Genomic DNA, 24,227 nt, shown 5'->3' on the forward strand with positions numbered 1-24,227 from the left:
GGCCCCGCCTCCGTACCGCCTCCCGCGTATCCGTCACTCCGCCGTCGCGCGGAAGCGGCGCAGGCGGAGGCTGTTGCCGACGACGAAGACCGAGGAGAAGGCCATCGCGGCGCCCGCGATCATCGGGTTGAGCAGGCCCGCGGCGGCCAGCGGCAGGGCTGCGACGTTGTAGCCGAAGGCCCAGAAGAGGTTGGTGCGGATGGTGCCGAGGGTGGCGCGGGCCAGCCGGATGGCGTCGGCCGCGGCCCGCAGATCACCGCGGACCAGCGTGAGGTCGCCGGCCTCGATGGCGGCGTCGGTGCCGGTGCCCATCGCCAGGCCCAGATCGGCGGTGGCCAGCGCCGCCGCGTCGTTGACGCCGTCGCCGACCATGGCGACCGTACGGCCCTCGGCGCGCAGCCGCTCCACCACGGCGACCTTGTCCTGCGGCAGCACCTCGGCGATGACCTCGTCGATGCCGACCTCGGCGGCGACCGCCTCGGCGACCGCGCGGTTGTCACCGGTCAGCAGCACCGGCGTCAGGCCCAGCGCCCGCAGCCGCCGGACCGCCTCGGCGCTGGTCTCCTTGACCGCGTCGGCGATCACCAGCACCGCACGGGCGGCGCCGTCCCAGGCGACCGCGACGGCGGTGGCGCCCGCCTCCTCGGCCTGCCGCTTCGCCGTCGCCAGCGGCGCCGGCAGCGCCAGCCCGGCGTCCGCCAGCAGCCGCTCGCGGCCGACCAGCACGGTGTGGCCGTCGACCTCCCCGCGGACGCCGAGCCCGGGGACGTTCTCGAAGTTCCGGGGCGCCGGGAGCGCACCGGACGCCGCCTCCTCGGCCGCCGTGGCGACGGCGCGGGCGATCGGGTGCTCCGAGGCGTGCTCCAGCGCACCGGCCAGCCGCAGCGCGGTCGCCCGGTCCTCGCCGTCGGCGAGGTGGACGCCGGTCAGCGTCATCACACCGGTGGTGACCGTGCCGGTCTTGTCCAGGACGACGGTGTCGACGGCGCGGGTGGACTCCAGCACCTCCGGGCCCTTGAGCAGGATGCCCAACTGGGCGCCGCGGCCCGTGCCGACCATCAGGGCGGTCGGGGTGGCCAGCCCCAGGGCGCACGGGCAGGCGATGATCAGCACCGCGACGGCGGCGGTGAAGGCGGCGGTGGCCCCGGCGCCCGTCCCGAGCCAGTAACCGAGGGTGCCGACCGCCAGCGCGATGACCACCGGGACGAAGACCGCGGAGATCTTGTCGGCCAGCCGCTGCGCCGCGGCCTTGCCGTTCTGCGCCTCCTCCACCATCCGCGCCATCCGGGCGAGCTGGGTGTCGGCGCCGACCCGGGTCGCCTCGACGACCAGCCGGCCCCCGGCGTTGACGGTGGCACCGGTGACGGCGTCGCCGGGCCCGACCTCGACGGGGACGGACTCGCCGGTCAGCAGGGCGGCGTCCACCGCGGACGAGCCCTCGGTGACCTTGCCGTCGGTGGCGATCTTCTCGCCGGGGCGGACGACGAAACGGTCGCCGACGGCCAGCTCGGCGGTGGGGATGCGGACCTCCCGGCCGCCGCGCAGCACCGCGACGTCCTTGGCCCCCAGCTCCATCAGGGCGCGCAGCGCGGCCCCGGCCTTCCGCTTCGCACGGGCCTCGAAGTAGCGGCCCGCCAGGATGAACGTGGTGACCCCGGCCGCGGCCTCCAGATAGATCGAGCCGCCGCCCTCCCCGCGGGTGAGGGTCAGCTCGAAGGGGTGCCGCATACCGGGCATCCCGGCCGTACCGAAGAACAGCGCCCACAGGGACCAGCCGAACGCGGCGAGCGTCCCCATGGAGATCAGGGTGTCCATGGTGGCCGCGCCGTGCCGCAGATTGGTCCAGGCGGCGCGGTGGAACGGCCACGCGGCGTAGACGACCACCGGGGCGGCGAGCGTCAGCGAGAGCCACTGCCAGTTGGTGAACTGCAGCGCCGGGACCATCGCCATGAGGATCACCGGGACGGAGAGCACCAGCGCGGTCAGCAGCCGCTGCCGCAGTGCGGTGAGGCCGTCGTCCGCGGGCTCCGCCGCGCCCTGCTCGTCGGCGGGCTCCGGCACCGGCGGCGCGGGCACCGCGGCGGTGTAGCCGGTCTTCTCGACGGTGGCGATGAGATCGGCGGTCTCCAGCGCGCTGCCCTCCTCCAGGGAGACGCGCGCCTTCTCGGTGGCGTAGTTGACCGTGGCGGTGACACCGTCCATACGGTTGAGCTTCTTCTCGACGCGCGCCGCACACGAGGCGCAGGTCATCCCGCCGATCTCCAGCTCGATGTACTGCTCTCCGGGCACGGTGATCACGACTTCTCCTCGTGGTGTGCGTACGGGTGGGGGGTATGCGGGGCGCCGTGCGGCGCGGAAGGTGCGGGCGGTGCCGGGGCGCCGGTGGCGCGGCCGATTCCGAATCCGGCGGCGAGCACGACCAGCAGGATCAGTGCGTAGCCGCCGAGCAGGACCGGGGTGGTCGGTGCCTTCATGCCGTACTCCTCACAGGGATACCGGAACCGGGGACCGCGGGCGCTCCCGGGGGTGGGGACGGCGGCGTCACCGGCGTCCCGCTGTCTCCAACTGTATACCCCCCAGGGGTATTCCGTCACGGGGTGGCGACCGCTCCGGCGGCTCCCCGGGGCCGCCACCCCGTGTGCCCGCTCCCTGCCGTCCGGCGGGCCGGGACGCCATACTGTGCCGGTGTCGATGATCCGTAGCATCCGCCGTGCCGTCCGGCTGCCGCAGCCGCGTACCCGCGGGGTCGACCTCAGCCACCCCGCCCGCTCACCGCTCGGGACCGCCGTCGTCAACTGCGCGGTGTACGAGAAAGGCGTACGGCAGCCCGGCGACCACCCCGCCGACGAGGCGCTGCGCCGGGTGCGGCGCTCCGGCGCCGGATTCGTGTGGATCGGGCTGCACGAGCCGACGGAGACGGAGTTCGCGGGCATCGTCGAGCTGTTCGGGCTGCACCCGCTCGCCGTCGAGGACGCCGTCCTCGCCCATCAGCGCCCGAAGATCGAGCTGTACGACGGCTCGCTCTTCACCGTCTTCCGGACCGTCCGCTACGTCGAGCACGAGCAGCTCACCGACACCAGCGAGGTCATCGAGGCCGGCGAACTCATGGTCTTCACCGGCGCCGACTTCGTGATCACCGTCCGGCACGGCGGCCACGGCTCCCTCGGCCCGCTCCGCGAACAGCTGGAGCGCGACCCGGAGCAGCTGGCCATCGGCCCGTCGGCGGTGCTGCACGCCATCGCCGACCTCGTGGTGGACGACTACCTCGACGTCGCCGACGAGATCCAGAGCGACATCGACGACGTGGAGAGCGAGGTCTTCTCGGTCCGCGGCAGCGGCGGCGCCGGCCGCATCTACCAGCTCAAACGCGAGGTGCTTGAGCTGAAGCACGCCGTCGCCCCGCTCGATCGGCCGCTGCAGAAGCTGGTGACCGGACCGATGCCGTACGTCGACGCCCGGCTGCGGACGTACTTCCGGGACGTCACCGACCACCTGGAACGCGTCGTCGAACAGATCACGTCCTTCGACGAACTCCTCAACTCGATACTCCAGGCCCATCTCGCGCAGGTCACCGTCGCGCAGAACGAGGGCATGCGCCGGATCAGCGCCTGGGTCGCGATCCTCGCCGTCCCGACCATGGTCTGCGGCATCTACGGCATGAACTTCACGTACCTGCCGGAGAAGGACTGGACGTACGGATATCCGCTGATCGTGGCCATCACGCTGGGGCTGTGCTGGCTGATCCACCGCGGATTCAAGCGGAACGGGTGGCTGTGAGAGGGGTATCTCTCAGGGAGGGTTCCTGAGAGAAGGCTCGGGGCCCGGTTGCTTTCAGGAACCCTCCCTGAAAGCAACCGGGCCCCGAGCCCTTCGACGTCCCGAGCCCACCGACGTCCTTCAGGAACCCTCCCTGAAAGAAAGCCCCCGCGCCCGCCCGGCCGCTACCCGCGCCCTCCGACGTGGAGCGGCCGTCCCGCCCCGAAGCCCGCGGCGATCTGCGGTACCAGCAACACCAGCAGCACCGTGACCGGCACCGTCCAGCCGCCCGTCGCGTCGTGTACCGCGCCCAGCACCGCCGGGCCGGTCGCCGCCAGGATGTAGCCGAAGCACTGCGCCATACTGGAGAGCTGCGCGGTGTGCCGGGCGTCCGGGGCCCGTTCCACGATGAAGAGCAGCGCCAGGCTGATCGCCCCGCCCTGCCCGAGGCCGAGCAGCGTCATCCAGACGTACGCACCGCCCGCCGGCGCGGCCAGCAGTCCCGCGAACGCCACCGCGCACAGCAGCGCGCTCACCGCGGCGAGCGTCCCGGCGCGCAGCCGCCGCCCGACGATCACCGGGGCGAGGAACGACCCCGCGATCCCCAGCAGCGACGAGTACGACAGCATCCACCCGGCGTCGCCCGCCGACATCCCGGCGTCCTTCAACACCGTCGGCAACCAGGCGGCGGCCGCGTAGTAGCTCAGCGACTGGAGCCCCATGTAGCCGGTGACCTGCCAGGCCAGCGGGGAGCGCCACAGGCCGCGTACCGGGTGGGCCGCCGCGCCCGCCGCCCCGGCAAAGACCCGGCTGCGGGCGCCCGTCTGCGGCAGCCAGAAGACCAGCGCCACCACCGCGAGGCCGCCCCAGCACGCCAGCGTGGCCTGCCAGCTCAGCCCGGCGGCCCGCTGCACCGGGACGGTCACCCCGGCGGCCAGCGCCGCGCCGCCGAACAGCGACATCGAGTACAGGCCGGTCATCAGCCCGGCGCGGGCCGGGAAGTCCCGCTTGATCAGGCCGGGCAGCAGCACGTTGGCGACCGCGATCCCGGCGCCGATCACGACCGTCCCGGCGAACAGCGCCACCACCGAGTCCACCAGCCGCAGCGCGGTCCCGGCGCCGATCAGCGCCATCGTGCCCAGCAGCGACCGCTCCATCCCCAGCCGGCGGCCCAGCCGCGGCGCGACCGGCGCCAGCAGCCCGAAGCAGAGCAGCGGCAGCGCGGTGAGCAGACTCGTCGCCGCCGCCGACATCCCGCTGTCGTCCCGGATGGTCCCGGCCAGCGGCGACACCGCGACCAGCGCGGGCCGCAGGTTCAGCGCCAGCAGGACGACGCCCAGCCCCAGGTAGAGCGCGCGGCGCCCGGTGGGGACGGCCGCGGGCTCGGCGGCCCCGGGGCGCGGCGGCGCGGTGGATATCGGGCCGTCGGCGACGGCGGATCCGGACTCAGGCACGGTGTTCTCCGGTGGTGTGCGGGCGCCCGCCGGCCCGGGCACCGTCGCCCGTGGCATCGCGCAGGGCGTCCCTCGCTTCGGTCAGATGCGCCAGTACGGCGCGTTCGGCGGCGTCGGCGTCGCCCGCCTCGATGGCGTCGACGACCGCGGTGTGGCCGTCGAGCTGGTGGTGCACCGCGTCCGGCACGTGCGCGGCGAGCACCGCGTGCAGCGTGGCGCGCAGCGCGTCGCTGAGATGTGCGTACAGATCCGCCAGCACACCGTTGTGCGCGGCCTGGGCGATCAGCTGGTGGAAGCGGACGTCGGCCGCCACGAACGCCTCGGTGTCCCCGGACTCCCAGGCCCGCACCCGCTCGGCCAGCGACTCCCGCAGCGCCGCCAGATCCGCGGGGGTGCGCCGCTCGGCCGCGTGGCGCGCGGCGTCCCGCTCCAGCGCGGCCCGGACCTCGTACGCCTCCAGGTTCTCCGCACGGCGCAGCCGGCGCTGGACGGCGGCGCCGAAGTCGCTGCGGGCGCGGACGTAGGTGCCGTCGCCCTGCCGGGCCTCCAGCAGCCCGGTGTGGACGAGTGCGCGGACCGCCTCGCGGACGGTGTTGCGCCCGACGTCCAGCTGCTCGACGAGGGCGGGCTCCGGCGGGATCTTCGTCCCCACCGGCCACTCACCGCCCGCGATCAGCGCCTCCAGCTGCTCGATGACGAGGCCGACCAGGCTGGTACGGGCGGTACTGCGCAGCGGCATCGGCGCGGCGTCCTCTCCTCCGACCGGGACGGCGGACCGTCCACCGGCCCGCCGCATTCTTCCGGTCATGTGAACATCCCATGTTTCCGTCTGTCAAAAGAGGCCGGGCCCCGCACGCACCTGCGGCGGAGTCCGCGAAGGACTCCGCCGCAGGGCCGCGTACGGGGAAGACGGGCACGAGGCGGCCGTACGCGGGGCCGCCCGGTGGTCCGGGCAGAGGCCGCCGCCGGATCCGGACGCTGTCCGCCGGTGGCCCGCGCCGGTTGGGGTGCGGGCGGCCGGGGCGAGGGGGACCGGACGCGGCAGGCGGGTGGGGATCCCCTGCCGGAAGCGGCACGGCGGCGGTGGGCCGCCGCGCGGGGGTGCCGTACCGGGGGGCGCGTCCCGACGGGGCGTCAGGAGGGCGCGCCCGCCGGTGCGACGGGCGGACGGGTCAGGACGCCTTGGGGAGGAGCCCCGCCAGACCGTTCGCCCACAACTGGTTGACCTGCGCACGCTCGTTGGCGTCCGGCTGGGTGTTCTGGCAGGACGGGCCGGGGCCGCCGCCGGACATCAGCTCGCTGCACGGGCCCTCGTAGTGGTCCGGCAGACCCAGCACGTGACCGGTCTCGTGGGCCACCACGCGGGTGGAGTTGTACTGCTGGTTCTGCGCGTAGTCCAGGAAGACGTAGCCGCTGCCGTGGCCGTCGGTGCTGGCGTACGAACCGCGCGGGTCGTCGCCCTCGCGGTACTGGAAGTCGCCGCCGCTGCCTTCCGCCAGCTTGACGTTGGAGACCGCGCTGTTCCAGATCTGCGCGGCCTGGGATATCTGGCTCGCGAACGTCGGGGCGGCGCTCGCGTCGTAGGTCACCGTGACCGACTGGAGGTGCGGGTTGGCCTTCAGCTTCTTCGCCGCGGACTTCAGCACGGCGTCGAAGAAGGCCTTGGTGTCGGCCTTCTGCGCGGCCGAACCGGTGTACGCGGCCACCGAGGCGGGGGTGGAGCGATGAGAGGTGGGGGAGGCGGGCGTCGCGGACGCCGGGACCGCCGCGGTGAGTGCGGCGGCGAGGCCCAGGCCGAGCGCCGCCGACAGCGCCGTCTTGGGAGATCTCATGTGGGGGCTCCTTAATTTCCGAGGGTCACGGCCGCCGTGTGGGGCGGCGGCCGGGGCCCCGGATTTCTTGGTGCCGCCGAGTCTGGACGCAGTTCACCCGGGAGACGGAGATGCCAGGAGGCGATAGGGCGGATCAATACCCCGGGGAAAAGGGGCAGTTCATGAGGGTTCAGGAGTCTGGTGTGACGCCTTCACGCATGGCTATGCTCCCCGCGTGGAGCTAGAGGTGAGGCATCTTCGAGCCCTGTGCGCCATCGCCGACTCCGGCAGCGTACGGAAGGCGGCCCGTCAGCTGGGCATGACCCAGCCGTCGCTGACCACGCAGCTCCACCGCATCGAGAAGGCCCTCGGCGGCCAGCTCTTCTTCCGCGCCGCCACCGGCAGCCGTCCCACCCCGCTCGGCCACGTCGTCCTCTCCCGCGCCCGCCCCATCGTCGCCGACATGCGCGCCCTGGTCGACGAGATCACCGCTGTCTCCGTCAGCGAACAGGGCGCCCGGCTGCGCATCGGCAGCACCAGCAGCCGTGCCGTCGCCGGCTGGCTGCGCCGCCTGCGCGCCCGCCTGCCCGGCACCGACCCCGCGCTGCGCATCGACGTCTCCGCCAACGCGCTGCTCCAGATGGTCTCCTCCGGCCAGCTCGACGCCGTCTTCGTCCACGAGGTCGAGGGCGCGCCGCTCCGGGTACCCGCCGGCCTCGTCCAGTACGAACTCATCGCCCGCGAACCGCAGTTCATCGCCCTCCCGGCCACCCACCCGGCCACCGCCAAGGAGGTCGTCGACCTCGCCGATCTGGCGGGCGACCCGTGGATGGTCGACCCGACCGTGGACGGCGAATGGGCAGGTCTGCGCCGCATCTGGGCCGCCGCCGGGGTCAACCCCCGCGTGGTGCACGGCGATTACCTCACCGCCGCCGACCTCGTCGCCGCCGGCGAAGTGGTCACCCCCTGCCAGCCGACCTCCCGCCCCCGCCACGGCATGGACATCCGCCCCCTGCGCGGCGACCCCCTCGCCGTCCGCCTCTTCATGGCCTGCCGCTCCGACACCACCCTCGCCGCCCCACCCGAGTCCCTCTTCGCCGACCTCACCGCCTCGTACACGGAAATCGCCTGGTCGAGCAGCGCGTACCGGGCGTGGCTGGTACGGAAGGGGGACGGGGGGCTGCCGCGGAGGCTGGCTTCGGCCTAGGGGGCGATCCGGCGGTCAATCGAGAGGAGAGCGGAACCGCATCCCCGTGACACCCGTACACCTGAGCAAGCGGTCCACGCTGGTGGTGATGGCCGCGCTGCTGGTCAGCACCGTCGGCGACGAGATCGCCACGGTCGCGCTGTCGCTGCGCGCCGCCGACCGCACCGGGCTGCCCGCGGTGGTGTCGGCCCAGATGATCGCCGGACTGCTGCCCGGCATCGTCCTCAGCGGACTGATCGGCCGGACCGTGGACCGGTACCGGACCGAACTGGTGCTGGCGGGGACGCTGGCGCTGGAGGCGGTCACCGCATGCGGCGCAGCCGTGTTCGCCAACGGTCCGGTGCAGCTCATCGCCGCGGTGCTGCTGCTCGGCTCGTTCGGAGCGGTGGCCCAGACGTGTGTGATGGCACTGGTGCCACGGCTCTTCCCCGAGACGGGCGCCCAACTGCGGGCGAACGCGGTCATGGAGTCGACCAGGAACGCCGGTTACATCGCGGGACCGGCGCTGGTGGGCCTGCTCGCCGGATACGGCGGCACCGGCCTCGCCCTGGCGGCCGACGGCGCGACCTTCGGCTTCGCGCTCCTCGCCGTCCCGGTGATCGCCCGCTGGTCCGCCCACGGCGCCGGGCCGGGGACGGACGGCACGACTCCGGACGGCGGAGCGGCGTCCGAGGACACGGGTACGGGCTCCCCCGCCGGCCGTGGTCTACGCGCGGGCCTCGCCATGCTCTGGAACGGCGGGCAGCGCCGCGCGACACTCGGCGTCATCGTGGTGACCGTAGCCGCCACCTCGGCCCTCAACGTCGTCATGCCGTTCTTCGCCCACCGCATCCCGGGCGGCGTCACCGCCTACGGCGCACTGCTCACCGCCTGGAGCATCGGCCTGGTCATCGGGCCCGTACTGGTCCGCGGCCGGTTGGCGGCCCTCCCGCCGCAGGTGTTCGCCGTCGCCGCGGCCACCGTCATCGGGCTCGCCTATGTGCTCGCCGGCGCCGTGCTGTTCGTACCGCTGATGCTGGCCGCCTTCCTGTGCGGCGGCATGGCCAACGCCCTGCAGAACGTCATGCTGCGGACGTATGTGATGGCCGACTGCCCCGCGGACCGGCGCGGCCAGGTCGGCGCCGCCTACGGCGCGACCCTCCAGACCGCGGTGGCCTGCGGGTTCGCGCTGGCGGCCGCGTTCCCCGCGGACTGGTCCCGGTGGAGCATCGTCGTCGGCGGCGGCATCGCGGCGCTGGCCGGGGTGGTGGGGACGGTGCGGGTGTCGTTGCTCGCCCGCTCCATCGCCGCCCCGACGGCAGCCGCGGGGGCTTCTCCGGCCGTGGGCGAGGCCGACTCCGTACCGAGGGGGGAGACCGCGTGACACGGTCCTGACCCGCTGATACCCGGCCGCCCCGCCCGTCCCGGTCGGCCCTGCGTTCACCTGCCTTTGGGAAACGCGGCGCGCACCGTGGCGCGGCGGGTGAGGGCGGCGACGCCGAGAACGGGGAGTACGCAGAGGGTCTGCATCGCCGTGTACCACGCCGGGCAGACACCCGGGATCAGATCGACGCCGACGATCGCGACCGGGAAGACGGTGCTCAGGGCGCGCAGCCGCTCGTAGGCCCGTGCGGAGCCCCGGGACGCGGCGACCGCCGTCCGGTGGAGCACCACCGCGACCACCGGCAGCAGCGCCGCCCGGACCCACATGAACGTGTTCACCGGATGGCCGCCGACCGCCATCGCGGCGACCGTCAGGAGTGCGGCGGTGGCGAGTGCGCCGTGGAGGACGGCGCCGCGCCTGACGGTGACGAAGGTGCCGTGGACGTCGGGTGAGTTGAGGAGTGCGGCCCTGCACGGGGCGGGTGTCCGGGATGTCATGCCCCGAACGCTAGGAAGCGCCGGTCAGGGGCGGTATGGGGGCAGGCCCACACCGGGGTGGGGGTAGCCACACTCCTCGCCCGGGGAGGACGGCGGAGGGCGCCGCGCGGTGCACAGTGGAGGCACCGGACAGGAACGGGGAGGGGCGCCATGCGGCACCTGGGAGTGTGGGCGGCGCGTGTCGGCGGCGGGTGGGTACGGGGGTGCGCCGTGGCCGTCGTCGGCCTGCTGATACCGGCGGTGTGGGCCGTGGCCGTGGCGCTGGGCATCCACTGGGGCGCGGGTAACCCGTGGTCCTGGGTCCTGCCGTGCGTGGTGGCGGGCGGCGGCACGCTCGCCCTGTCCCGGCCGGTCTGCCGGGCGGTCCGCCACCTCGTCGTCCGGTGGGCCGCCACCGCGATCCCCGCCGGATACCGCCGGGCCGGGCCGGTGACGCAGTTGTCCACCGGGTACTGGTGGAACGGCTTCACCTACGAACGCAGCCGCCGGGACGCCCTCATGGACCAGAAGTGGCGCGTCCGTTGGGGAGATCCCGCCACCTGGCGTGACCTGCGGTTCACCGCGATCGTGCCGCTGGCGGGCGCCGTCGCCGCGCTGCCGCCGGCCGCGGTGATCACCGCGGGCGCCCTGTTCACCCGGCCGGAGCCCGCGCGCCTCGCCGCGGTGGCCCTCCTGGCCGCGGCCGTCGCCGGCGCCCCGTACGCCTGGCGGCCCCTCACGCCGCTGGCCGTCCGCTTCCTGGGCCCGTCGCGCGCGATGGCCCTGGCGGACCGGGTGGCCGAACTGACCGCCCGGCACGCGGACACCACCGTCGCGCAGGCCGCCGAGATCCGCCGGATCGAACGCGATCTGCACGACGGCGCGCAGGCCCGCCTGGTCGCGCTCGGCATGTCCCTGGCGACCGCCGAGAAGCTGCTGGAGACCGACCCGGACCGCGCCCGTGCGGTGATGCGCGACGCCCGGGACGGTGCCACCGCCTCGCTGGCCGAACTGCGCGACCTGATCCGCGGCATCAGCCCGCCGGTACTGACCGAACGGGGCCTCGCCGACGCCGTCCGCGCCCGCGCGCTGGACGTCCCCCTCGACGTGGACGTCGACGCCGCACTCCCGCCGCGCCTCGACCCGCCGATCGAGTCCGCCGTCTACTTCGGTGTCAGTGAACTCCTCACCAACGCGGCCCGGCACGCCCACGCGACCCGCGCCCGCGTCCGCCTCACACTGCACGACGCGGTCCTGGCCGCCGAGATCGAGGATGACGGCCGGGGCGGCGCCGCCGACCGGCCCGGCGGCGGACTCACGGGCCTGCGCCGCCGCCTCGCCGCCTTCGACGGCACCCTGGAGATCATCAGCCCACCGGGCGGCCCGACCCGTGTGAGGATGGCCGTGCCATGCGCATCCTCGTAGCCGAAGACCTCTACCTCCTGCGCGACGGGCTGGTCCGTCTGATCGAGGCGTACGGGCACGAGGTGGTCGCGACGGCCACCACCGGCCCCGAGACGCTCGACGCGCTGCGGACCTGGCGCCCGGACGTCTCCGTCATCGACGTCCGGATGCCCCCGCACCACACGGACGAGGGGCTGCACGCCGCCCTCACCGCCCGCCGCGAGATCCCCGGCCTGCCGGTCCTGATCCTCTCCCAGCACGTCGAACAGCTCTACGCCCGCGAGCTGCTGGCGGACGGCTCCGGCGGTGTCGGCTACCTGCTCAAGGAGAGCGTGTTCGACGCCGACCAGTTCCTCGACGCCCTGGAACGCGTCGCGGGCGGCGGGACCGCCATGGACCCGGCCGTGATCGCGAAACTGCTCTCCCGCGGCGCCCCGGCCCGCGCACTCGACCGCCTCACCCCGCGCGAGCACTCCGTCCTCGCCCTCATGGCCGAGGGCCTGTCCAACCAGGCCATCGCCCGCCGTCTCTTCCTCAGCGAGAGCGCCATCGGCAAGTACACCACCACCCTCTTCGGCAAGCTCGGCCTCACCGACGAGGACACCAACCGCCGCGTCCGCGCCGTCCTCACCTACCTGAACCAGCCGTAGCGCCGCCCCACACACGCCGAAGGGACCCGGCGGAATCCCGCCGAGCCCCTTCGCGACGACGCCGGTCTGCGGAGGTGCACCACCCGCAGGGCGTCATGGACCGATCCGGGGATCAGGCCTTCTTGGTCTCCTAGTAATGGGGCGGGTCGGCGACCTGCGGGGATCAGTGCCGCAGGTCGCCGACCTGGCCTTTGGTGGTGGGCGGCGATGGGGTGCGACGGTCTTGACCGGGTGTCTTGCGGTCTACATGCGGACTGCGGCAGTGCTTCGCCGTTGGAAGCGGTGGCCTTGCTTCTCTGGCGCAGTGCCGGTCTAGGAGGAGAGTGGGCCTTCCTCATGTCTCAGCGCGTGTGGAAGGAGTGATGGACCACGGGGCGCTGATGGTGCCGTCTGGCTCCCAGCCGTAGTCTTTCAGCCGCTTCGCTTCCTCGCGGCGTCCCATGGATTCCAAAACCCGCACTGCACAGTCGATTCGATCGTGGGAAGCGTCAGGGTCGCTGATCGATTTGAGCCAAGTGAGGGCCTCGGACGCACGATTGGCGCGCAACAGCAGTCTCACCGCGCCGGAATCTGCATTATGCCTGCCGTCCTCCGCGCTCTTCTGATACCAGATTACTGCCTCGTTGAGCTGCCCCTTCTCCTCGAGAATGCAGGCCAATTCGTACTGAGCCCGAGAATCCCCAGCATTTGCCAGTGGGGTCAGCAACGAAACCGCTTCATCGCTCCTAGACTCCTGCCGCAGAAGATCAGCAAGCTTGTATGTCACGCCGGTTTCCCTCTCGGTTTGGGAGTGGAGGAAGTCGATCGCCTCATCGCTTCGACCCAGGTGGCGCATTAGTTCAGTAAACTCGCTGGCCGCCGAACTGTTTCCGTTTCTGATCATTTCCCTCAGGGTGGTCACGCATTCTTCCTCGAGTCCCTCCGAGAGCATTGTCTTTTTCAGAGCCATGGGGGCAAAGATGGATCCCGTATGGCTGCTGTGTCCGAGCTCCTTCAGGTATGACAGTACAGAATCAACTCCGCCGGACAGTCGCTTCTCTTCACAAACTGTATACATTGACATGAAGTCGCCATTGAGTGTCGATTGTTCAAGTACTTTCATTCCTCTCGCTCGTTGCCCTGCCCCAATGAGTAATTTGCCCAAATTATGCTTCGTGCCGAAGTTCTCGCACCAGGTCAGAGCCGCCTCTACAGAGACGTGGTTCCAGATTTCCGTAAGCGCATCATGAAACCACTCGTCCGCATCCCCGTCGTATTCCCATTCCCTCATGTGGTCCCGGCAGTCAACGAGCGCGAAAATGTCGCCCTGGCGGGCTGCTCGCATGTAATAGCTCTTCGCGGAATCCCAGTCGGCCTCATCGCGTGTCGCCAGGGTTTGCGCGGCGAAACGGAGTGCATGGGAATCGCCGAGGGAGTGTGCCTCCTCGTACCATTCGAAAGTTTCTATTCTCCTGTTTGTCATGGAAAGGATCTCGGCAATGTGGAGGGCTGCCTCGCTGCTTCCGGAGTCGGCGGATTTCTTGTAGAGAGCGATGGCTGTGCGGTATAGGCCGCGGTATTCTGCCGATCTTCCGATGTTCAGCGCCTCGGTTGGTGGTGAGTGGTACACCAGGAGGTCCCAAATTCCTGGTGGCGGGGAGGTTCGGCACCGCTCTTCCCGCCCCAGATGATCCAAGGGATCTGCCAGGCGATACCGTACCGATCCTTCCGTCACCCCTTTGTTTCGCGGGCGAACCCGAGTCAATGGCCCGCGGATCCCTCTTTGAGGTTTTGCCGCATAAGCCAGGGCAACTTCCAGCCAGTCATCGGGTAAGTAGTCGAACTCTAGGTCGGTCAGGTATTCGTATGCTGCGGTTTCGAGTAGTTCCAATGAGATGTGTTCGCCATATCCAAGCCGACGGATATCCATCGCTGCGTCGATGAGGGCTCTAACTGGTGGCGGCGCTGTCTGGTAGCGCTGAATCAGCGCTGGCACTCCGGCCAGATACTGGGTCACCTGGCATTGTTCCGCGTGTTTCATGGCTTGAGCGAGCCGAGCATCGTGTGCGGCGGCTTCTCTCAGGTTATCCAGGTCATTCGGCGCGAAGGTGACCGGAACGCGTATGGAACTCCCATTGAGCACGTGGCGCGCGTGCGGGTGCAGGTCTCTTTGGCCGTCGTGTGGTTCCGATGTCAACTGGTCCCAGTACTCGGGCCAGAGGGTGGCCAGGATCAGTACGGGACGTTGCTCAGATGAGTACATAATCCGTCGAAGTGCGGCCGCTACTTTCTCGCCTTCTGCAGGATCGGCTGTGAGGAGAAAACGCTGGGCCTCGTTCAGCCACACCACTGTGTACGGACCGACCTTCTCGATTTCTGCTGCCAGATCAGCGTGCGGAGCGGAGTCCAGAGCTTTCCAGAGGCGCCACTTCGGGGGCAGTTTCTGGATTGCCTCCCAGAGGGTTCGGGTTTTTCCCGTCGAGGATTCTCCGACGAGTGTGACGATCACGTTCTGTTCCGAAACCGCGCGGTCGACCTTCTCTTGAACTTGATGGTCGTGTTCACGTGCCACATAGGCTGGCAACGTTGGCGTGTGCTCACCTTCATCGACGGTGATGGACTGGTGGACTTCGAGAGCGTAGGGGCCGAGTTCGCTCAGCGGCTTGCCCGGAGGCTCGGCGAGGAGCGCCTTAACCCATGCCGTTCGGACCCGCTCCGTCGCGTCCGTGACATCCCAGCGGGCCTCGCGGGCCAGTACCGCTGCAATTGAGACAACATTCGCCTGTTGCGCTGGGAATTCGCTCGAACCAATGATCCTGTGCACGGTGTCCTTCGAAGGGGACCCTGGGAGCAGATCGTTGGGGTCGTCGGCGATCAGATCGGCGATCCTTGCCACGGGGGGAGTCCTGGCCTCCACGTAGAGGCGATAGAGCAGCAGCTTCAGCTCGCGCAACGGGCCCGGAGCGACTCGTGGTGCGGGAATTCGGCGCTGACCACCGCTGCTTGACTCCCCGTACTCTCCCTTGTCTCGGCTCATCGCAGCATCATCCCGCTTCCGCCTCACCTCGGCAGGGTTTCTCCAGGTCCGGGCCCCGCTGGTGGTCCTGCCATCGCAACTCATCGTGTGCCCTCCGCGGCCCCGCAGCGTGGTCACGTGAGCGGGCAGGAGACGCGCCCGACGGACGCTCAACTGGAGGCGAACGTGCGTAAGAAGAAGCAGGGCAAGCGCAACGTCCGGCGCGGGCTGCGACTGGCCCGTGCCGAGCGAAACACTGTGCTGGCGGCGGCAGTCGGCGGTGTGTTGACTGCCCTTGCGAACGGGCTTGTCAGCTTCGTCGTCGAAGCCGTACGGGCCGTGCTGAAAGAATGACCCGCAGTTGGCGTCTCTATTGCCAGCCGTTGAGGGAGACCTTCGAGCCTCCCGTGAGGTACCGGCGGAGGGCGCATGAGGTGGTGTCCACGAAGTCCTGAGGGATTGCATCGGCGTCGACCCACCGGACCTGAGTGTGCTTGCGCGGTTCTCGGTTCTCGGGCTCGCCGGTCCTTTCGTGGATGACGAAGACGACGGTGAGGAAGCCGGTTGGGGGCTTCCACGCCCCAGGCGCCGTGGAACTGCGCCCGTAGGGTGCTCCAGGCGGAAGAGAACGAAGCGGCCGAGCGCGGGGGCCGCAAGCCCGTCGAGCTGCCGCACATGGTGACCCACGACCTGCGGCACTTCTACGCCTCCGCGCTCATCGCCGGCGGCGCGAGCGTCAAGCAGGTGCAGCTGGTCCTCGGCCACGCGTCCGCCGTCATGACGCTGCGGATCTACGCGCACCTGTGGCCGGGCGAAGAAGACCGCACCCGGTCCGTCATGGACGCCGTGCTCGGCGTCCTGCGGACCAGGTGCGGACAGGTAGGCGACGAGACCCGCGAAAGCGCAGGTCAGGCGGCCTAGGCTGAGATCAAGCCTTCTTCGTCTCCCAGAAGATCTTGTCGACCTGGGCGATCAGGTCCAGGGCCTTCTGGCCGGTGGCCGGGTCGTTCGAGCCCTTGGCGGCCGAGAGGGCCTTGAGGGTGTCGTTGACCAGCTGGTGCAGCTCCGGGTACTTCTCGAAGTGCGGGGGCTTGAAGTAGTCGCTCCACAGCACCGAGATGTGGTGCTTGGCCAGCTCGGCGCGCTGCTCCTTGATCAGGACGGCGCGGGTGCGGAAGTCCGCGTCCTCGTTGGCCTGGTACTTCTCCTGGACGGCCTTGACCGACTCGGCCTCGATGCGGGCCTGGGCCGGGTCGTACACACCGCAGGGCAGGTCGCAGTGGGCGCTGACCTTCACCTTGGGGGCGAACAGGCGCGAGAGCATGTTCAGTCCTTCCTCGTGATCGTCTTCTCACGGGCGAGATTACTCGGTACCGGAACCCTTTTCTCGGGCGGCCCGGGGGTCTTAGGGCAAAAGTCCGGCTTCCCGCAGGGCCGGAGACGGGCTCCGGCCCGGGACTGATGGAGGATGGACCGGTGAGCTGGAGGGATGGTCCGGTGGGCACCGGGCCGGACCGGACCGGGAGGTGGGCTGGGATGCCCGAGCAGGTGGACGGGCGCGGGCCCGGCGACGGCGGCGGGCCCGGCGGCGGGGCGCGGCGGCGGGAGGGGCCGGTGTTCGGGCTGGCCGAGGTGTACAACCCGTCGATGCTGCCGACGCTCCGGCCCGGCGACCGGCTGCTGCTCCACTACGGCGCGGCCGTCCGGCCGGGTGACGTGGTGGTGGTCCGGCACCCGTTCCGGCAGGACCTGCTGATCGTCAAACGGGCCGTGGAGCGGCGCGACGGCGGCTGGTGGGTGCGGGGCGACAATCCGCGGGTGGTCAACGACAGCCGGGAGTTCGGGGCGGTGCCGGACGAGTTGGTGGTGGCGCGTGCCCGGGTGCGGCTGCGGCCGCTGGGGGCTCAGCGCTCGCCGCTGGCGGTGGCGTCCTGGGTGCTGTCGGCGGTGCGTCCGCTGCGGGCGGCGCGTTCGCTCTCCAGCCTCTTGCGGGCGCGGTAGGCGGCGACGTTGGCGCGGGTCGCGCAGCGGTCGGAGCAGTAGCGCCGCGAGCGGTTGGTGGAGGTGTCGAGGTAGACGTTCCGGCACGGGCGGGCCTCGCAGACACCCAACCGGTCCACGCCCAGTTCGGTGAGGTGGAAGGCGAGGCCCATACAGGCGGTGGCGGTGTAGCCGGCGGTCGCGTTGGCGGCGTGGTCGGCGATGTGCATGTGCCAGTCGGGGCGGCCGTCCGCGTCGCGGTACTCGTGGCCGGAGATCTGCGGGCTGACGGGGAACTCCATCATCAGCGCGTTCAGCAGGTCGACGGCGCGGACCTCGTCCCCGTCGGCCGCCGCCTCGAAGACCGTCCGCAGCCGCCCGCGGACCGCGCGCAGCCGGGTCACATCGCTCTCCGTGGCGCGCCGGGCGATCTGCTGCGCCGGCCCGAAGAGCGCCCGGACCGCCTCGACGGAGGTCAGGCTGTCGCTGCCGCGCTCGGGCTCCTCGGTGTTGACGAGCCGCACGGCATAGTCCGAGTAATAGGCCAGTTCCACTTGTAGTCCTTACGGGGGCGGGCTATCGTTCCGGGCAGGTAGCCGTAATGGGTGTTACGGCTACGAGGGTATTACACGCGGAAGGGGTTCGTGATGACGGAGACCGTGGCCGGGGCCGACTGGCAGGCGTGGCAGGAGAGTTGGGACCGGCAGCAGGAGTGGTACATGCCGGATCGCGAGGAGCGGTTCCGGGTGATGCTCGACATGGTCGAGGCGCTGGTGGGCACCGCACCCCGGGTGCTCGACCTGGCATGCGGCACCGGCTCGATCTCCGACCGGCTGCTCAAGCGCTTCCCGGAGGCCGAGAGCGTCGGCGTCGATCTGGATCCCGCGCTGCTGGCCATCGCCGAAGGGTACTTCGCCGGTGACGCGCGGGTGCGGTTCGTTCGCGCCGATCTCAAGGACCCCTCCTGGACCGCGCGGTTGCCGCACCCGTCGTACGACGCGGTGCTCACCGCCACCGCGCTGCACTGGCTGCACACCGAGGACCTGCGCGGGCTCTACGGGCAGCTCGGCACCGTGGTGCGCGACGGCGGCGTCTTCATGAACGCCGACCACATGCCGGAGGAGTCCACCCCGCGGATCAACGCCGCCGACCGGGCGCAGCGCCACGCCCGGATGGACCGCGCCAAGGCCGCCGGCGCGGTCGACTGGGCCGACTGGTGGAAGCTGGCCGCCGCCGACCCGCTGCTGGCCGCGCCGACCGCCGAGCGGTTCGAGATCTACGGGGAGCACGCCGACGGCGACACCCCCTCCGACCGGTGGCACGCCCAGGTCCTGCGGGACTCCGGCTTCGCCGAGGCGCGGACGGTGTGGCGCTCGCCGAGCGATGCGCTGGTGCTCGGCCTGAAGTGAGGCGGGGGCGAGGCCCGGGGCGCGTTCATCGGGTGTGCCCCGGGCCCGCCACCGTACGGTCGCCCGGGCCCGCCGCCGTACGGGCCGTCCCGGTGTCCGCGGGCCGGGACGCCCCGTCGCCGTCCACCGGGCGCCGCTTATGGTGCGGGCATGACACCTCAGACACCGCAGCCGCCGCAGACGCCCCGGAGCTACCTCGCCGGACTCTTCTCGCTGGAGGGGCTGAACGCCGTGGTGACCGGCGGCAGTTCCGGTATCGGGCGCGGGATCGCGGGGGCGCTGGCGCGCGCCGGGGCGCGCGTGGTGGTCGTCGCGCGCCGGGAGGCGGAGTTGGCCGCCACCGTCGAGGAACTGACCGCCGACGGCTGCCGGGTGGCCGCGGTCAGCTGCGATCTGGGCAGCCGGGACGGGGTACGCGCCGGGGCGGAGGAGGCGGCCGCGGTCTTCGGCGAGCCCGACATCCTGGTCAACAGCGCCGGGATCAACCTGCGGCCGCCCATGGGGGAGACGACCGACGAGGTCTGGGACGCCACGATGGCGGTCAATCTGGAGGCGCCCCATCTGCTGGGGCGGCGGTTCGGCCCCGGGATGGCCGAGCGGGGCTTCGGCCGGATCATCCACGTCAGCTCGCAGCAGGCGCACCGGGCGTTCGTGCAGAGCGGCGTCTACGGGGTCTCCAAGGGCGCGCTGGAGTCGCTGGCCCGCTCGCAGGCCGAGGCGTGGTCGCCGCACGGCGTCACCTGCAACACGCTGGTCCCCGGCTTCGTGATGACGCCGCTCAACGCGCGGCTGTCGTCCGACCCGGAGCGGGTGGCGGCGCTGGCCGCCCGCACCCTGACCGGCCGCAACGGCCTGGCCGAGGACTTCGCGGGCGCCGCCGTGTTCCTGGCGAGCCGGGCCTCCGGGTACGTCACCGGGCAGTCCGTCTGCGTCGACGGCGGGTTCTCGGTGCACTGAGGGACGGCCACACCGGCCGCCGCCCTGCCCCCGGCGCACCGGAGGCGGTACGCGCTCCAGGGCCCGTACCGCCTCCGCCGGTCCGACCGGTCCGTCCCGGTCCGGCCTCACAACACCTTGGACAGGAACGACTTGGTGCGCTCGTGCCGCGGGTTGCCGAGGACGTCGCGCGGGTGGCCGGATTCGACGACCACGCCGTCGTCCATGAAGACCAGCGAGTCGCCGACCTCGCGGGCGAAGCCCATCTCGTGGGTGACCACGACCATCGTCATACCGTCCGCGGCCAGGTCCTTCATCACGTCGAGGACGTCGCCGACCAGCTCCGGGTCGAGCGCCGAGGTCGGCTCGTCGAAGAGCATCAGCTTGGGCTCCATCGCCAGCGCGCGGGCGATGGCGACGCGCTGCTGCTGGCCGCCGGAGAGCTGCGAGGGGTAGTTGCCGGCCTTGTCCTTCAGGCCGACGCGGTCCAGCAGCTTGGTGGCGCGCTCCCGGGCGGACGCCTTCGACTCGCCCTTGACCTGGACCGGCGCCTCCATGATGTTCTCCACCGCGGTCATGTGCGGGAAGAGGTTGAAGCGCTGGAAGACCATGCCGATGTCGCGGCGGCGGGCGGCCACCTCGCGGTCGCGCAGCTCGTAGAGCTTGCCGTTCTGCTCGCGGTAGCCGACGAGTTCACCGTCGACCGACAGCCGCCCGGCGTTGATCTTCTCCAGGTGGTTGATGCAGCGCAGGAACGTCGACTTGCCGGAGCCGGACGGGCCGATCAGGCAGAAGACCTCCTGGGGCGCCACCTCCAGGTCGATGCCCTTGAGGATGTGGGCCGCGCCGAAGGACTTGTGGACGCCCTCGGCCTTCACCATGGGGGCCCCGGAGCCCTTGGCGGGGGCGGACTTGCTGGTCATGCCGTACCTCCGGCGCGGTTGAGGCCCGCCAGCTTCGCCTTGGCGCGCTGGAGCGGGGTGGGCGGCAGCTGGCGGCTGGCGCCGCGGGCGTAGTACCGCTCCAGGTAGTACTGGCCGATGCTGAGCACCGTCGTGGCGATCAGGTACCAGGCGGCGGCGAGGATCAGCATCTCCACCACGACGCCGGAGTCCCGGCCGACGTTCTGCGCGGCCTGCAACAGGTCGTAGTACTGGACGGCGATGACCAGCGAGGAGGTCTTCAGCATGTTGATGACCTCGTTGCCGGTCGGCGGGACGATCACCCGCATCGCCTGCGGTACGACGATCCGGCGCAGCGTCTTGGCGTGGCTCATGCCCAGCGCGTGCGCGGCCTCGGTCTGGCCCTCGTCGACGGCGTTGAGCCCCGCCCGGCAGATCTCCGCCATGTACGCGGCCTCGTTGAGCCCGAGGCCCAGCAGCGCGCACAGGAACGGCGTCATGAAGTCCGACCACTCGTCCTTGTAGATCGGCATGATGTCGATGTACTGGAAGACGAGGCCGAGGTTGAACCAGAGGAAGAGCTGGACGTAGACCGGCGTGCCGCGGAAGAACCAGATGTAGAACCACGAGACGGACGAGGTCACCCAGTTCTTCGACTGGCGCATCACCGCGAGGATCACACCGAGCACCACACCGATGACCATCGACAGCACGGTGATCAGCAGGGTGTTGCGCAGACCCTTGAGGATGTCCGCGTTGAAGAGATATTCGGGGATGGCGTCCCAGTTGACGTTCCCGGAGGCGAAGGCCCTCACGAGCGCCGCGATCACTCCGAGGACGACCAGTGCCGCCACCCAGCGGCCGTAGTGGCGGACGGGGATGGCCTTGATGGGCTCGGGCGGGGACGGGGTGCCGGCCGGGGACCGGTCCGACTTCTCGACGTCGACTGACACGGATGCTGCCTTTCGGAGGTTCAGCGGATCGGCGGGAGGGTGCGGAGGCGGGCGCCGCGGCGGTCAGGAACCGCCGTTGAGCTTCGCCTCCTCGACCGCCGCTGCCTTGACGTCCCACTTCTCGAGGACCTTGGCGTAGGCGCCGGACTTGATCGCGCGCTCCAGCGCCGCCTTGAGCGCGTCGCGCAGCTTCTCGCTGCCCTTGGGTACGGCGATGCCGTACGGCGCGGCCTTCACGGGTGCGCCGGCGACCATCTGGAAGTCGTTGCCGTGGCCGGAGACCTTCACGGCGTACGCGGCGACCGGGTAGTCGCTGGAGACCGCGTCCACGCCGCCGGTGCGCAGCCGGGTCTGGGCCTCGGAGTCGTTGTCGAACGCCTCCATGGCGATCGGCTGCGCGCCGTTCTCCTCGCACTTCTTCGACTGGGTCTTGGCCAGGTCGTGCGAGACGGTGCCGCGCTGCACCGCGATCTTCTTGCCGCACAGGGCGTCCCAGCTGTCGACGCCCTTCGTCTTGCCCTTCTGGGTGTAGATCGAGACGCCGACGTTGAGGTAGTCGATGAAGTCGACGCCCTCACCGATCTTCTTGCCGGTGCTGGAGTCGATGCCCTGCTGGCGCTCCTTGGTGTCCGTCATCGCGGACATCGCGATGTCGTACCGCTTGGACTTCATGCCGCCCATGAGCGTGTCGAAGGTGGCGTTGTTGAAGTTCAGCTTGACGCCCAGCTCCTTGCCGAGCACGGCCGCCAGATCGGGGTCGATGCCCTCGACCGCGCCGTCGCTGCGGAACTCCACTGGCTTGTAGGTGATGTCCGAGCCGACCTGTATGAGCGCCTTCTCCTGGATGTCCTTGGGGAGCAGCTTGAAGAGCGGGGCACTGGTGTCACGATTCTTCACCGCCTCGCGGCGGGCGATGGCCGCGTCGGTCTGGTCCCCGCAGGACGTCAGCAGCAGCGCGGCAGCTACCGCGGTCGCCCCGGCAACGGCTGTCCGAGACCTGCCGGAGGCCGTGCGACGGGTGGGACGTGCGGTCATGCTGATCCTCCTGCGGGTGGGGAAAAGCCGGCGGGGCACGGCCGGGCAGGGGGACGTTGAGCTCCCCCGACCTCGATCGATGGACGGAATCCTGCCATCAGGGATCCGGTAATCGGACTGCCGTTCAGGTCAAAATCGGATAACGGACGAGGGGTGTTCAGCTCGGTCCGCCCCACCGCCCAGCGGTGACCGGGGCCGGTGGCTCCGGCTCGTTCCGGGCCGCCCGGGTGGATGTCTCGGCATGTGGACGACGACCCCTAACCCTTCCGGGGATTCATCCCGTTGGTCTTTATTGCCGGATCTGTCGGGGCCGGGGTGACGGATCTGGCTCGTCGCCCGCCACGCCCGTCCGGTAGAAAGGGGCGTTACACCCCTCATCCGGGGCTCAGGGCGCGTGTGCGGCGCGCCCGGCGTCCGTACCTCCCCCCCCGCGCACCGGGCATCCGGCGCGCAGGGAACGGACGCGGTGCCCGCCCACCTCCCAACCAGGGGGTGGCCACCCTCAACATCTTTACGAACAAAGGGGTTCAACAAAGTGGCAGCGGAGATCATCAATCCTCGCAGCGACAGCACCGACGAGGGGACCGACGGCGTCGGCGCCTCCTTCGACCCGGCCTTCGCGCTGCACCGTGGCGGCAAGATGGCCATCCAGGCGACCGTCCCCGTCCGCGACCGGGACGACCTGTCCCTCGCCTACACGCCGGGCGTCGCCAAGGTCTGCAGCGCCATCGCGGAGCGGCCCGAGCTGGTGCACGACTACACCTGGAAGTCCCAGGTCGTCGCGGTCGTCACGGACGGCACCGCGGTGCTGGGCCTGGGCGACATCGGCCCGGAGGCGTCCCTCCCGGTGATGGAGGGCAAGGCCATCCTCTTCAAGCAGTTCGGCGGCGTGGACGCGGTGCCGCTCGCGCTGGCGACCACCGACGCCGACGAGATCGTCGAGACCGTCGTCCGGCTGGCGCCCTCCTTCGGCGGCGTCAACCTGGAGGACATCTCCGCGCCCCGGTGCTTCGAGATCGAGCGCAAGCTCCAGGAGCGGCTGGACATCCCGGTCTTCCACGACGACCAGCACGGCACCGCCGTCGTCACGCTCGCGGCGCTGCGCAACGCCGCCAAGCTGACCGACCGGTCGCTGGGCCAGCTGCGCGCCGTCATCTCGGGTGCGGGCGCCGCCGGGGTCGCCATCGCCAAGATCCTCATCGAGGCGGGCATCGGCGACGTCGCGGTCTGCGACCGCAAGGGCATCGTCTCCGCCGACCGCGGCGACCTCACCGAGGTCAAGCGCGAGCTGGCCGGCTTCACCAACAAGGGCGGGCTGACCGGCTCGCTGGAGGACGCCCTCGACGGCGCGGACGTCTTCATCGGTGTCTCCGGCGGTACGGTCCCGGAGTCCGCGGTGGCCACCATGGCGAAGAACTCCATGATCTTCGCGATGGCCAACCCGAACCCGGAGATCCACCCGGACGTCGCCCACAAGTACGCGGCCGTCGTCGCCACCGGCCGCAGCGACTACCCGAACCAGATCAACAACGTGCTGGCCTTCCCGGGCATCTTCGCCGGCGCGATGCAGGTGCGGGCCTCGCGCATCACCGAGGGTATGAAGCTCGCCGCCGCCGAGGCGCTGGCCTCCGTCGTCGCCGACGAGCTGAGCGCCGAGTGCGTGATCCCCTCGCCGTTCGACGAGCGCGTCGCCCCGGCGGTCACCGCCGCGGTCGCCGCCGCCGCGCGGGCCGAGGGCGTGGCACGCGCCTGACGCCTACGCGGCGCCTCGCCGCAGCGCTGTCGGGCCGGGCCCGCGCCTCCTCCGGGGGTGCGGGCCCGGCCCGTTGCGTATGCGACGGGGCTTGTTGCGGGTGCGGGCCCTGTGGCGCGGCCGGTCCCCGTGCCCTGTCCCGG

22 protein-coding genes and 2 pseudogenes are annotated in these 24,227 nt (G+C 71.1%); 11 read left to right on the plus strand and 13 right to left on the minus strand.

Annotation, left to right across the window (positions count from 1 at the left end):
• Nucleotides 1-33: 33 nt before the first annotated feature.
• Nucleotides 34-2,298 carry a heavy metal translocating P-type ATPase gene (locus tag ACZ4U4_RS08385; RefSeq protein ID WP_467870361.1) on the minus strand — a complete coding sequence of 755 codons (2,265 nt, stop codon included), beginning with the start codon at nucleotides 2,296-2,298 and terminating at the stop codon, nucleotides 34-36.
• A complete protein-coding gene (locus ACZ4U4_RS08390; RefSeq protein WP_467870364.1) occupies nucleotides 2,295-2,474 on the minus strand; it encodes a hypothetical protein in 180 nt (59 codons plus the stop codon). The genes ACZ4U4_RS08385 and ACZ4U4_RS08390 overlap by 4 nt, the downstream gene beginning before the upstream one ends.
• Before the next feature lie 217 nt (nucleotides 2,475-2,691).
• Between ACZ4U4_RS08390 and ACZ4U4_RS08395 the strand changes: the two genes are divergently transcribed.
• Nucleotides 2,692-3,777, plus strand: a complete 1,086-nt coding sequence (locus ACZ4U4_RS08395; RefSeq protein ID WP_467870928.1) for a magnesium and cobalt transport protein CorA — start codon at nucleotides 2,692-2,694, stop codon at nucleotides 3,775-3,777.
• Nucleotides 3,778-3,941: 164 nt separating this feature from the next.
• On the opposite strand, the gene ACZ4U4_RS08400 is transcribed toward ACZ4U4_RS08395, so the two are convergent.
• The 3 genes from ACZ4U4_RS08400 to snpA all read right to left on the minus strand — a co-directional run bounded on the left by ACZ4U4_RS08400 (nucleotide 3,942) and on the right by snpA (nucleotide 7,042).
• Complete coding sequence (locus tag ACZ4U4_RS08400; RefSeq protein ID WP_467870367.1) at nucleotides 3,942-5,210, minus strand: CynX/NimT family MFS transporter; 1,269 nt, start codon at nucleotides 5,208-5,210, stop codon at nucleotides 3,942-3,944.
• Nucleotides 5,203-5,949, minus strand: a complete 747-nt coding sequence (locus ACZ4U4_RS08405) for a FadR/GntR family transcriptional regulator (RefSeq protein ID WP_467870370.1) — start codon at nucleotides 5,947-5,949, stop codon at nucleotides 5,203-5,205. Before ACZ4U4_RS08405 ends, ACZ4U4_RS08400 begins: the two co-directional genes overlap by 8 nt.
• Nucleotides 5,950-6,382: 433 nt before the next feature.
• The gene (gene snpA / locus ACZ4U4_RS08410) at nucleotides 6,383-7,042 is read right to left on the minus strand and encodes a snapalysin (protein ID WP_467870373.1); all 660 of its coding nucleotides are present in this window, start codon (nucleotides 7,040-7,042) and stop codon (nucleotides 6,383-6,385) included.
• Nucleotides 7,043-7,268: 226 nt separating this feature from the next.
• Between snpA and ACZ4U4_RS08415 the strand changes: the two genes are divergently transcribed.
• Both ACZ4U4_RS08415 and ACZ4U4_RS08420 read left to right on the plus strand, forming a co-directional pair.
• Nucleotides 7,269-8,228, plus strand: coding sequence for a LysR family transcriptional regulator (locus ACZ4U4_RS08415; protein ID WP_467870376.1), 960 nt, complete (start codon nucleotides 7,269-7,271; stop codon nucleotides 8,226-8,228).
• Between the two features lie 46 nt (nucleotides 8,229-8,274).
• Nucleotides 8,275-9,591, plus strand: coding sequence for an MFS transporter (locus ACZ4U4_RS08420; RefSeq protein WP_467870378.1), 1,317 nt, complete (start codon nucleotides 8,275-8,277; stop codon nucleotides 9,589-9,591).
• A 56-nt stretch (nucleotides 9,592-9,647) separates the two neighbouring features.
• Here the strand turns inward: ACZ4U4_RS08420 and ACZ4U4_RS08425 are convergent, their stop codons facing one another.
• Nucleotides 9,648-10,088 (minus strand): hypothetical protein, encoded by a 441-nt coding sequence (locus tag ACZ4U4_RS08425; RefSeq protein ID WP_467870382.1) that lies wholly within the window; start codon nucleotides 10,086-10,088, stop codon nucleotides 9,648-9,650.
• 150 nt (nucleotides 10,089-10,238) lie between these two features.
• Here ACZ4U4_RS08425 and ACZ4U4_RS08430 point away from each other — a divergent pair, with 150 nt between their 5' ends.
• Both ACZ4U4_RS08430 and ACZ4U4_RS08435 read left to right on the plus strand, forming a co-directional pair.
• On the plus strand, nucleotides 10,239-11,492 hold the full coding sequence (locus tag ACZ4U4_RS08430) for a sensor histidine kinase (protein WP_467870384.1): 1,254 nt from the start codon (nucleotides 10,239-10,241) through the stop codon (nucleotides 11,490-11,492).
• Complete coding sequence (locus ACZ4U4_RS08435; RefSeq protein ID WP_467870387.1) at nucleotides 11,477-12,121, plus strand: response regulator transcription factor; 645 nt, start codon at nucleotides 11,477-11,479, stop codon at nucleotides 12,119-12,121. Before ACZ4U4_RS08430 ends, ACZ4U4_RS08435 begins: the two co-directional genes overlap by 16 nt.
• A gap of 334 nt (nucleotides 12,122-12,455) precedes the next feature.
• Here the strand turns inward: ACZ4U4_RS08435 and ACZ4U4_RS08440 are convergent, their stop codons facing one another.
• Nucleotides 12,456-14,996, minus strand: a complete 2,541-nt coding sequence (locus ACZ4U4_RS08440; protein ID WP_467870389.1) for a tetratricopeptide repeat protein — start codon at nucleotides 14,994-14,996, stop codon at nucleotides 12,456-12,458.
• 258 nt (nucleotides 14,997-15,254) lie between these two features.
• On the opposite strand from ACZ4U4_RS08440, the gene ACZ4U4_RS08445 reads away from it, so the two are divergent.
• The gene (locus ACZ4U4_RS08445) at nucleotides 15,255-15,470 is read left to right on the plus strand and encodes a hypothetical protein (protein ID WP_467870391.1); all 216 of its coding nucleotides are present in this window, start codon (nucleotides 15,255-15,257) and stop codon (nucleotides 15,468-15,470) included.
• 16 nt (nucleotides 15,471-15,486) lie between these two features.
• On the opposite strand, the pseudogene ACZ4U4_RS08450 reads toward ACZ4U4_RS08445, so the two are convergent.
• Nucleotides 15,487-15,709 (minus strand): annotated as a pseudogene (locus ACZ4U4_RS08450) (NUDIX hydrolase); the annotation flags it as partial.
• On the opposite strand from ACZ4U4_RS08450, the pseudogene ACZ4U4_RS08455 reads away from it, so the two are divergent.
• A pseudogene (locus tag ACZ4U4_RS08455) lies at nucleotides 15,708-16,037 on the plus strand (tyrosine-type recombinase/integrase); the annotation flags it as partial. The pseudogenes ACZ4U4_RS08450 and ACZ4U4_RS08455 sit on opposite strands and share 2 nt — an antisense overlap.
• 7 nt (nucleotides 16,038-16,044) lie before the next feature.
• Here ACZ4U4_RS08455 and sodN read toward each other — a convergent pair.
• A complete protein-coding gene (sodN, locus tag ACZ4U4_RS08460; protein WP_030280828.1) occupies nucleotides 16,045-16,440 on the minus strand; it encodes a superoxide dismutase, Ni in 396 nt (131 codons plus the stop codon).
• Nucleotides 16,441-16,652: 212 nt separating this feature from the next.
• Here sodN and sodX point away from each other — a divergent pair, with 212 nt between their 5' ends.
• A complete protein-coding gene (sodX, locus tag ACZ4U4_RS08465; RefSeq protein ID WP_467870394.1) occupies nucleotides 16,653-17,117 on the plus strand; it encodes a nickel-type superoxide dismutase maturation protease in 465 nt (154 codons plus the stop codon).
• Here the strand turns inward: sodX and ACZ4U4_RS08470 are convergent.
• On the minus strand, nucleotides 17,021-17,650 hold the full coding sequence (locus ACZ4U4_RS08470) for a CGNR zinc finger domain-containing protein (RefSeq protein WP_467870397.1): 630 nt from the start codon (nucleotides 17,648-17,650) through the stop codon (nucleotides 17,021-17,023). The genes sodX and ACZ4U4_RS08470 overlap by 97 nt on opposite strands.
• A 93-nt stretch (nucleotides 17,651-17,743) precedes the next feature.
• Between ACZ4U4_RS08470 and ACZ4U4_RS08475 the strand changes: the two genes are divergently transcribed.
• On the plus strand, nucleotides 17,744-18,505 hold the full coding sequence (locus ACZ4U4_RS08475) for a class I SAM-dependent methyltransferase (protein ID WP_467870399.1): 762 nt from the start codon (nucleotides 17,744-17,746) through the stop codon (nucleotides 18,503-18,505).
• Nucleotides 18,506-18,655: 150 nt separating this feature from the next.
• Nucleotides 18,656-19,462, plus strand: a complete 807-nt coding sequence (locus ACZ4U4_RS08480; protein WP_467870402.1) for an SDR family NAD(P)-dependent oxidoreductase — start codon at nucleotides 18,656-18,658, stop codon at nucleotides 19,460-19,462.
• A gap of 107 nt (nucleotides 19,463-19,569) precedes the next feature.
• Here ACZ4U4_RS08480 and ACZ4U4_RS08485 read toward each other — a convergent pair whose 3' ends face one another.
• The 3 genes from ACZ4U4_RS08485 to ACZ4U4_RS08495 form a co-directional block, all read right to left on the minus strand.
• Nucleotides 19,570-20,322, minus strand: coding sequence for an amino acid ABC transporter ATP-binding protein (locus ACZ4U4_RS08485; protein WP_467870931.1), 753 nt, complete (start codon nucleotides 20,320-20,322; stop codon nucleotides 19,570-19,572).
• A 38-nt stretch (nucleotides 20,323-20,360) separates the two neighbouring features.
• Entirely contained in the window at nucleotides 20,361-21,296 is a 936-nt protein-coding gene (locus ACZ4U4_RS08490; RefSeq protein ID WP_467870404.1) for an amino acid ABC transporter permease, read from the minus strand.
• Nucleotides 21,297-21,359: 63 nt separating this feature from the next.
• Entirely contained in the window at nucleotides 21,360-22,331 is a 972-nt protein-coding gene (locus ACZ4U4_RS08495) for an ABC transporter substrate-binding protein (RefSeq protein ID WP_467870406.1), read from the minus strand.
• 535 nt (nucleotides 22,332-22,866) lie between these two features.
• Between ACZ4U4_RS08495 and ACZ4U4_RS08500 the strand changes: the two genes are divergently transcribed.
• Nucleotides 22,867-24,084: an NAD(P)-dependent malic enzyme gene (locus tag ACZ4U4_RS08500; RefSeq protein WP_467870408.1), complete on the plus strand. Its 1,218-nt coding sequence runs from the start codon at nucleotides 22,867-22,869 to the stop codon at nucleotides 24,082-24,084.
• The last annotated feature ends 143 nt before the right edge of the window (nucleotides 24,085-24,227 follow it).

This window comes from Streptomyces sp. NPDC029159, from assembly GCF_055564055.1.

Bases quoted from the DNA above. Each gene is read 5' to 3' on its own strand.
- ACZ4U4_RS08390 (WP_467870364.1), bottom strand. From the start codon at position 2,474: ATGAAGGCACCGACCACCCCGGTCCTGCTCGGCGGCTACGCACTGATC.
- ACZ4U4_RS08395 (WP_467870928.1), top strand. From the start codon at position 2,692: ATGATCCGTAGCATCCGCCGTGCCGTCCGGCTGCCGCAGCCGCGTACC.
- ACZ4U4_RS08405 (WP_467870370.1), bottom strand. From the start codon at position 5,949: ATGCCGCTGCGCAGTACCGCCCGTACCAGCCTGGTCGGCCTCGTCATC.
- snpA (WP_467870373.1), bottom strand. From the start codon at position 7,042: ATGAGATCTCCCAAGACGGCGCTGTCGGCGGCGCTCGGCCTGGGCCTC.
- ACZ4U4_RS08425 (WP_467870382.1), bottom strand. From the start codon at position 10,088: ATGACATCCCGGACACCCGCCCCGTGCAGGGCCGCACTCCTCAACTCA.
- ACZ4U4_RS08430 (WP_467870384.1), top strand. From the start codon at position 10,239: ATGCGGCACCTGGGAGTGTGGGCGGCGCGTGTCGGCGGCGGGTGGGTA.
- ACZ4U4_RS08435 (WP_467870387.1), top strand. From the start codon at position 11,477: ATGCGCATCCTCGTAGCCGAAGACCTCTACCTCCTGCGCGACGGGCTG.
- sodN (WP_030280828.1), bottom strand. From the start codon at position 16,440: ATGCTCTCGCGCCTGTTCGCCCCCAAGGTGAAGGTCAGCGCCCACTGC.
- sodX (WP_467870394.1), top strand. From the start codon at position 16,653: ATGCCCGAGCAGGTGGACGGGCGCGGGCCCGGCGACGGCGGCGGGCCC.
- ACZ4U4_RS08475 (WP_467870399.1), top strand. From the start codon at position 17,744: ATGACGGAGACCGTGGCCGGGGCCGACTGGCAGGCGTGGCAGGAGAGT.
- ACZ4U4_RS08480 (WP_467870402.1), top strand. From the start codon at position 18,656: ATGACACCTCAGACACCGCAGCCGCCGCAGACGCCCCGGAGCTACCTC.
- ACZ4U4_RS08485 (WP_467870931.1), bottom strand. From the start codon at position 20,322: ATGGTGAAGGCCGAGGGCGTCCACAAGTCCTTCGGCGCGGCCCACATC.
- ACZ4U4_RS08495 (WP_467870406.1), bottom strand. From the start codon at position 22,331: ATGACCGCACGTCCCACCCGTCGCACGGCCTCCGGCAGGTCTCGGACA.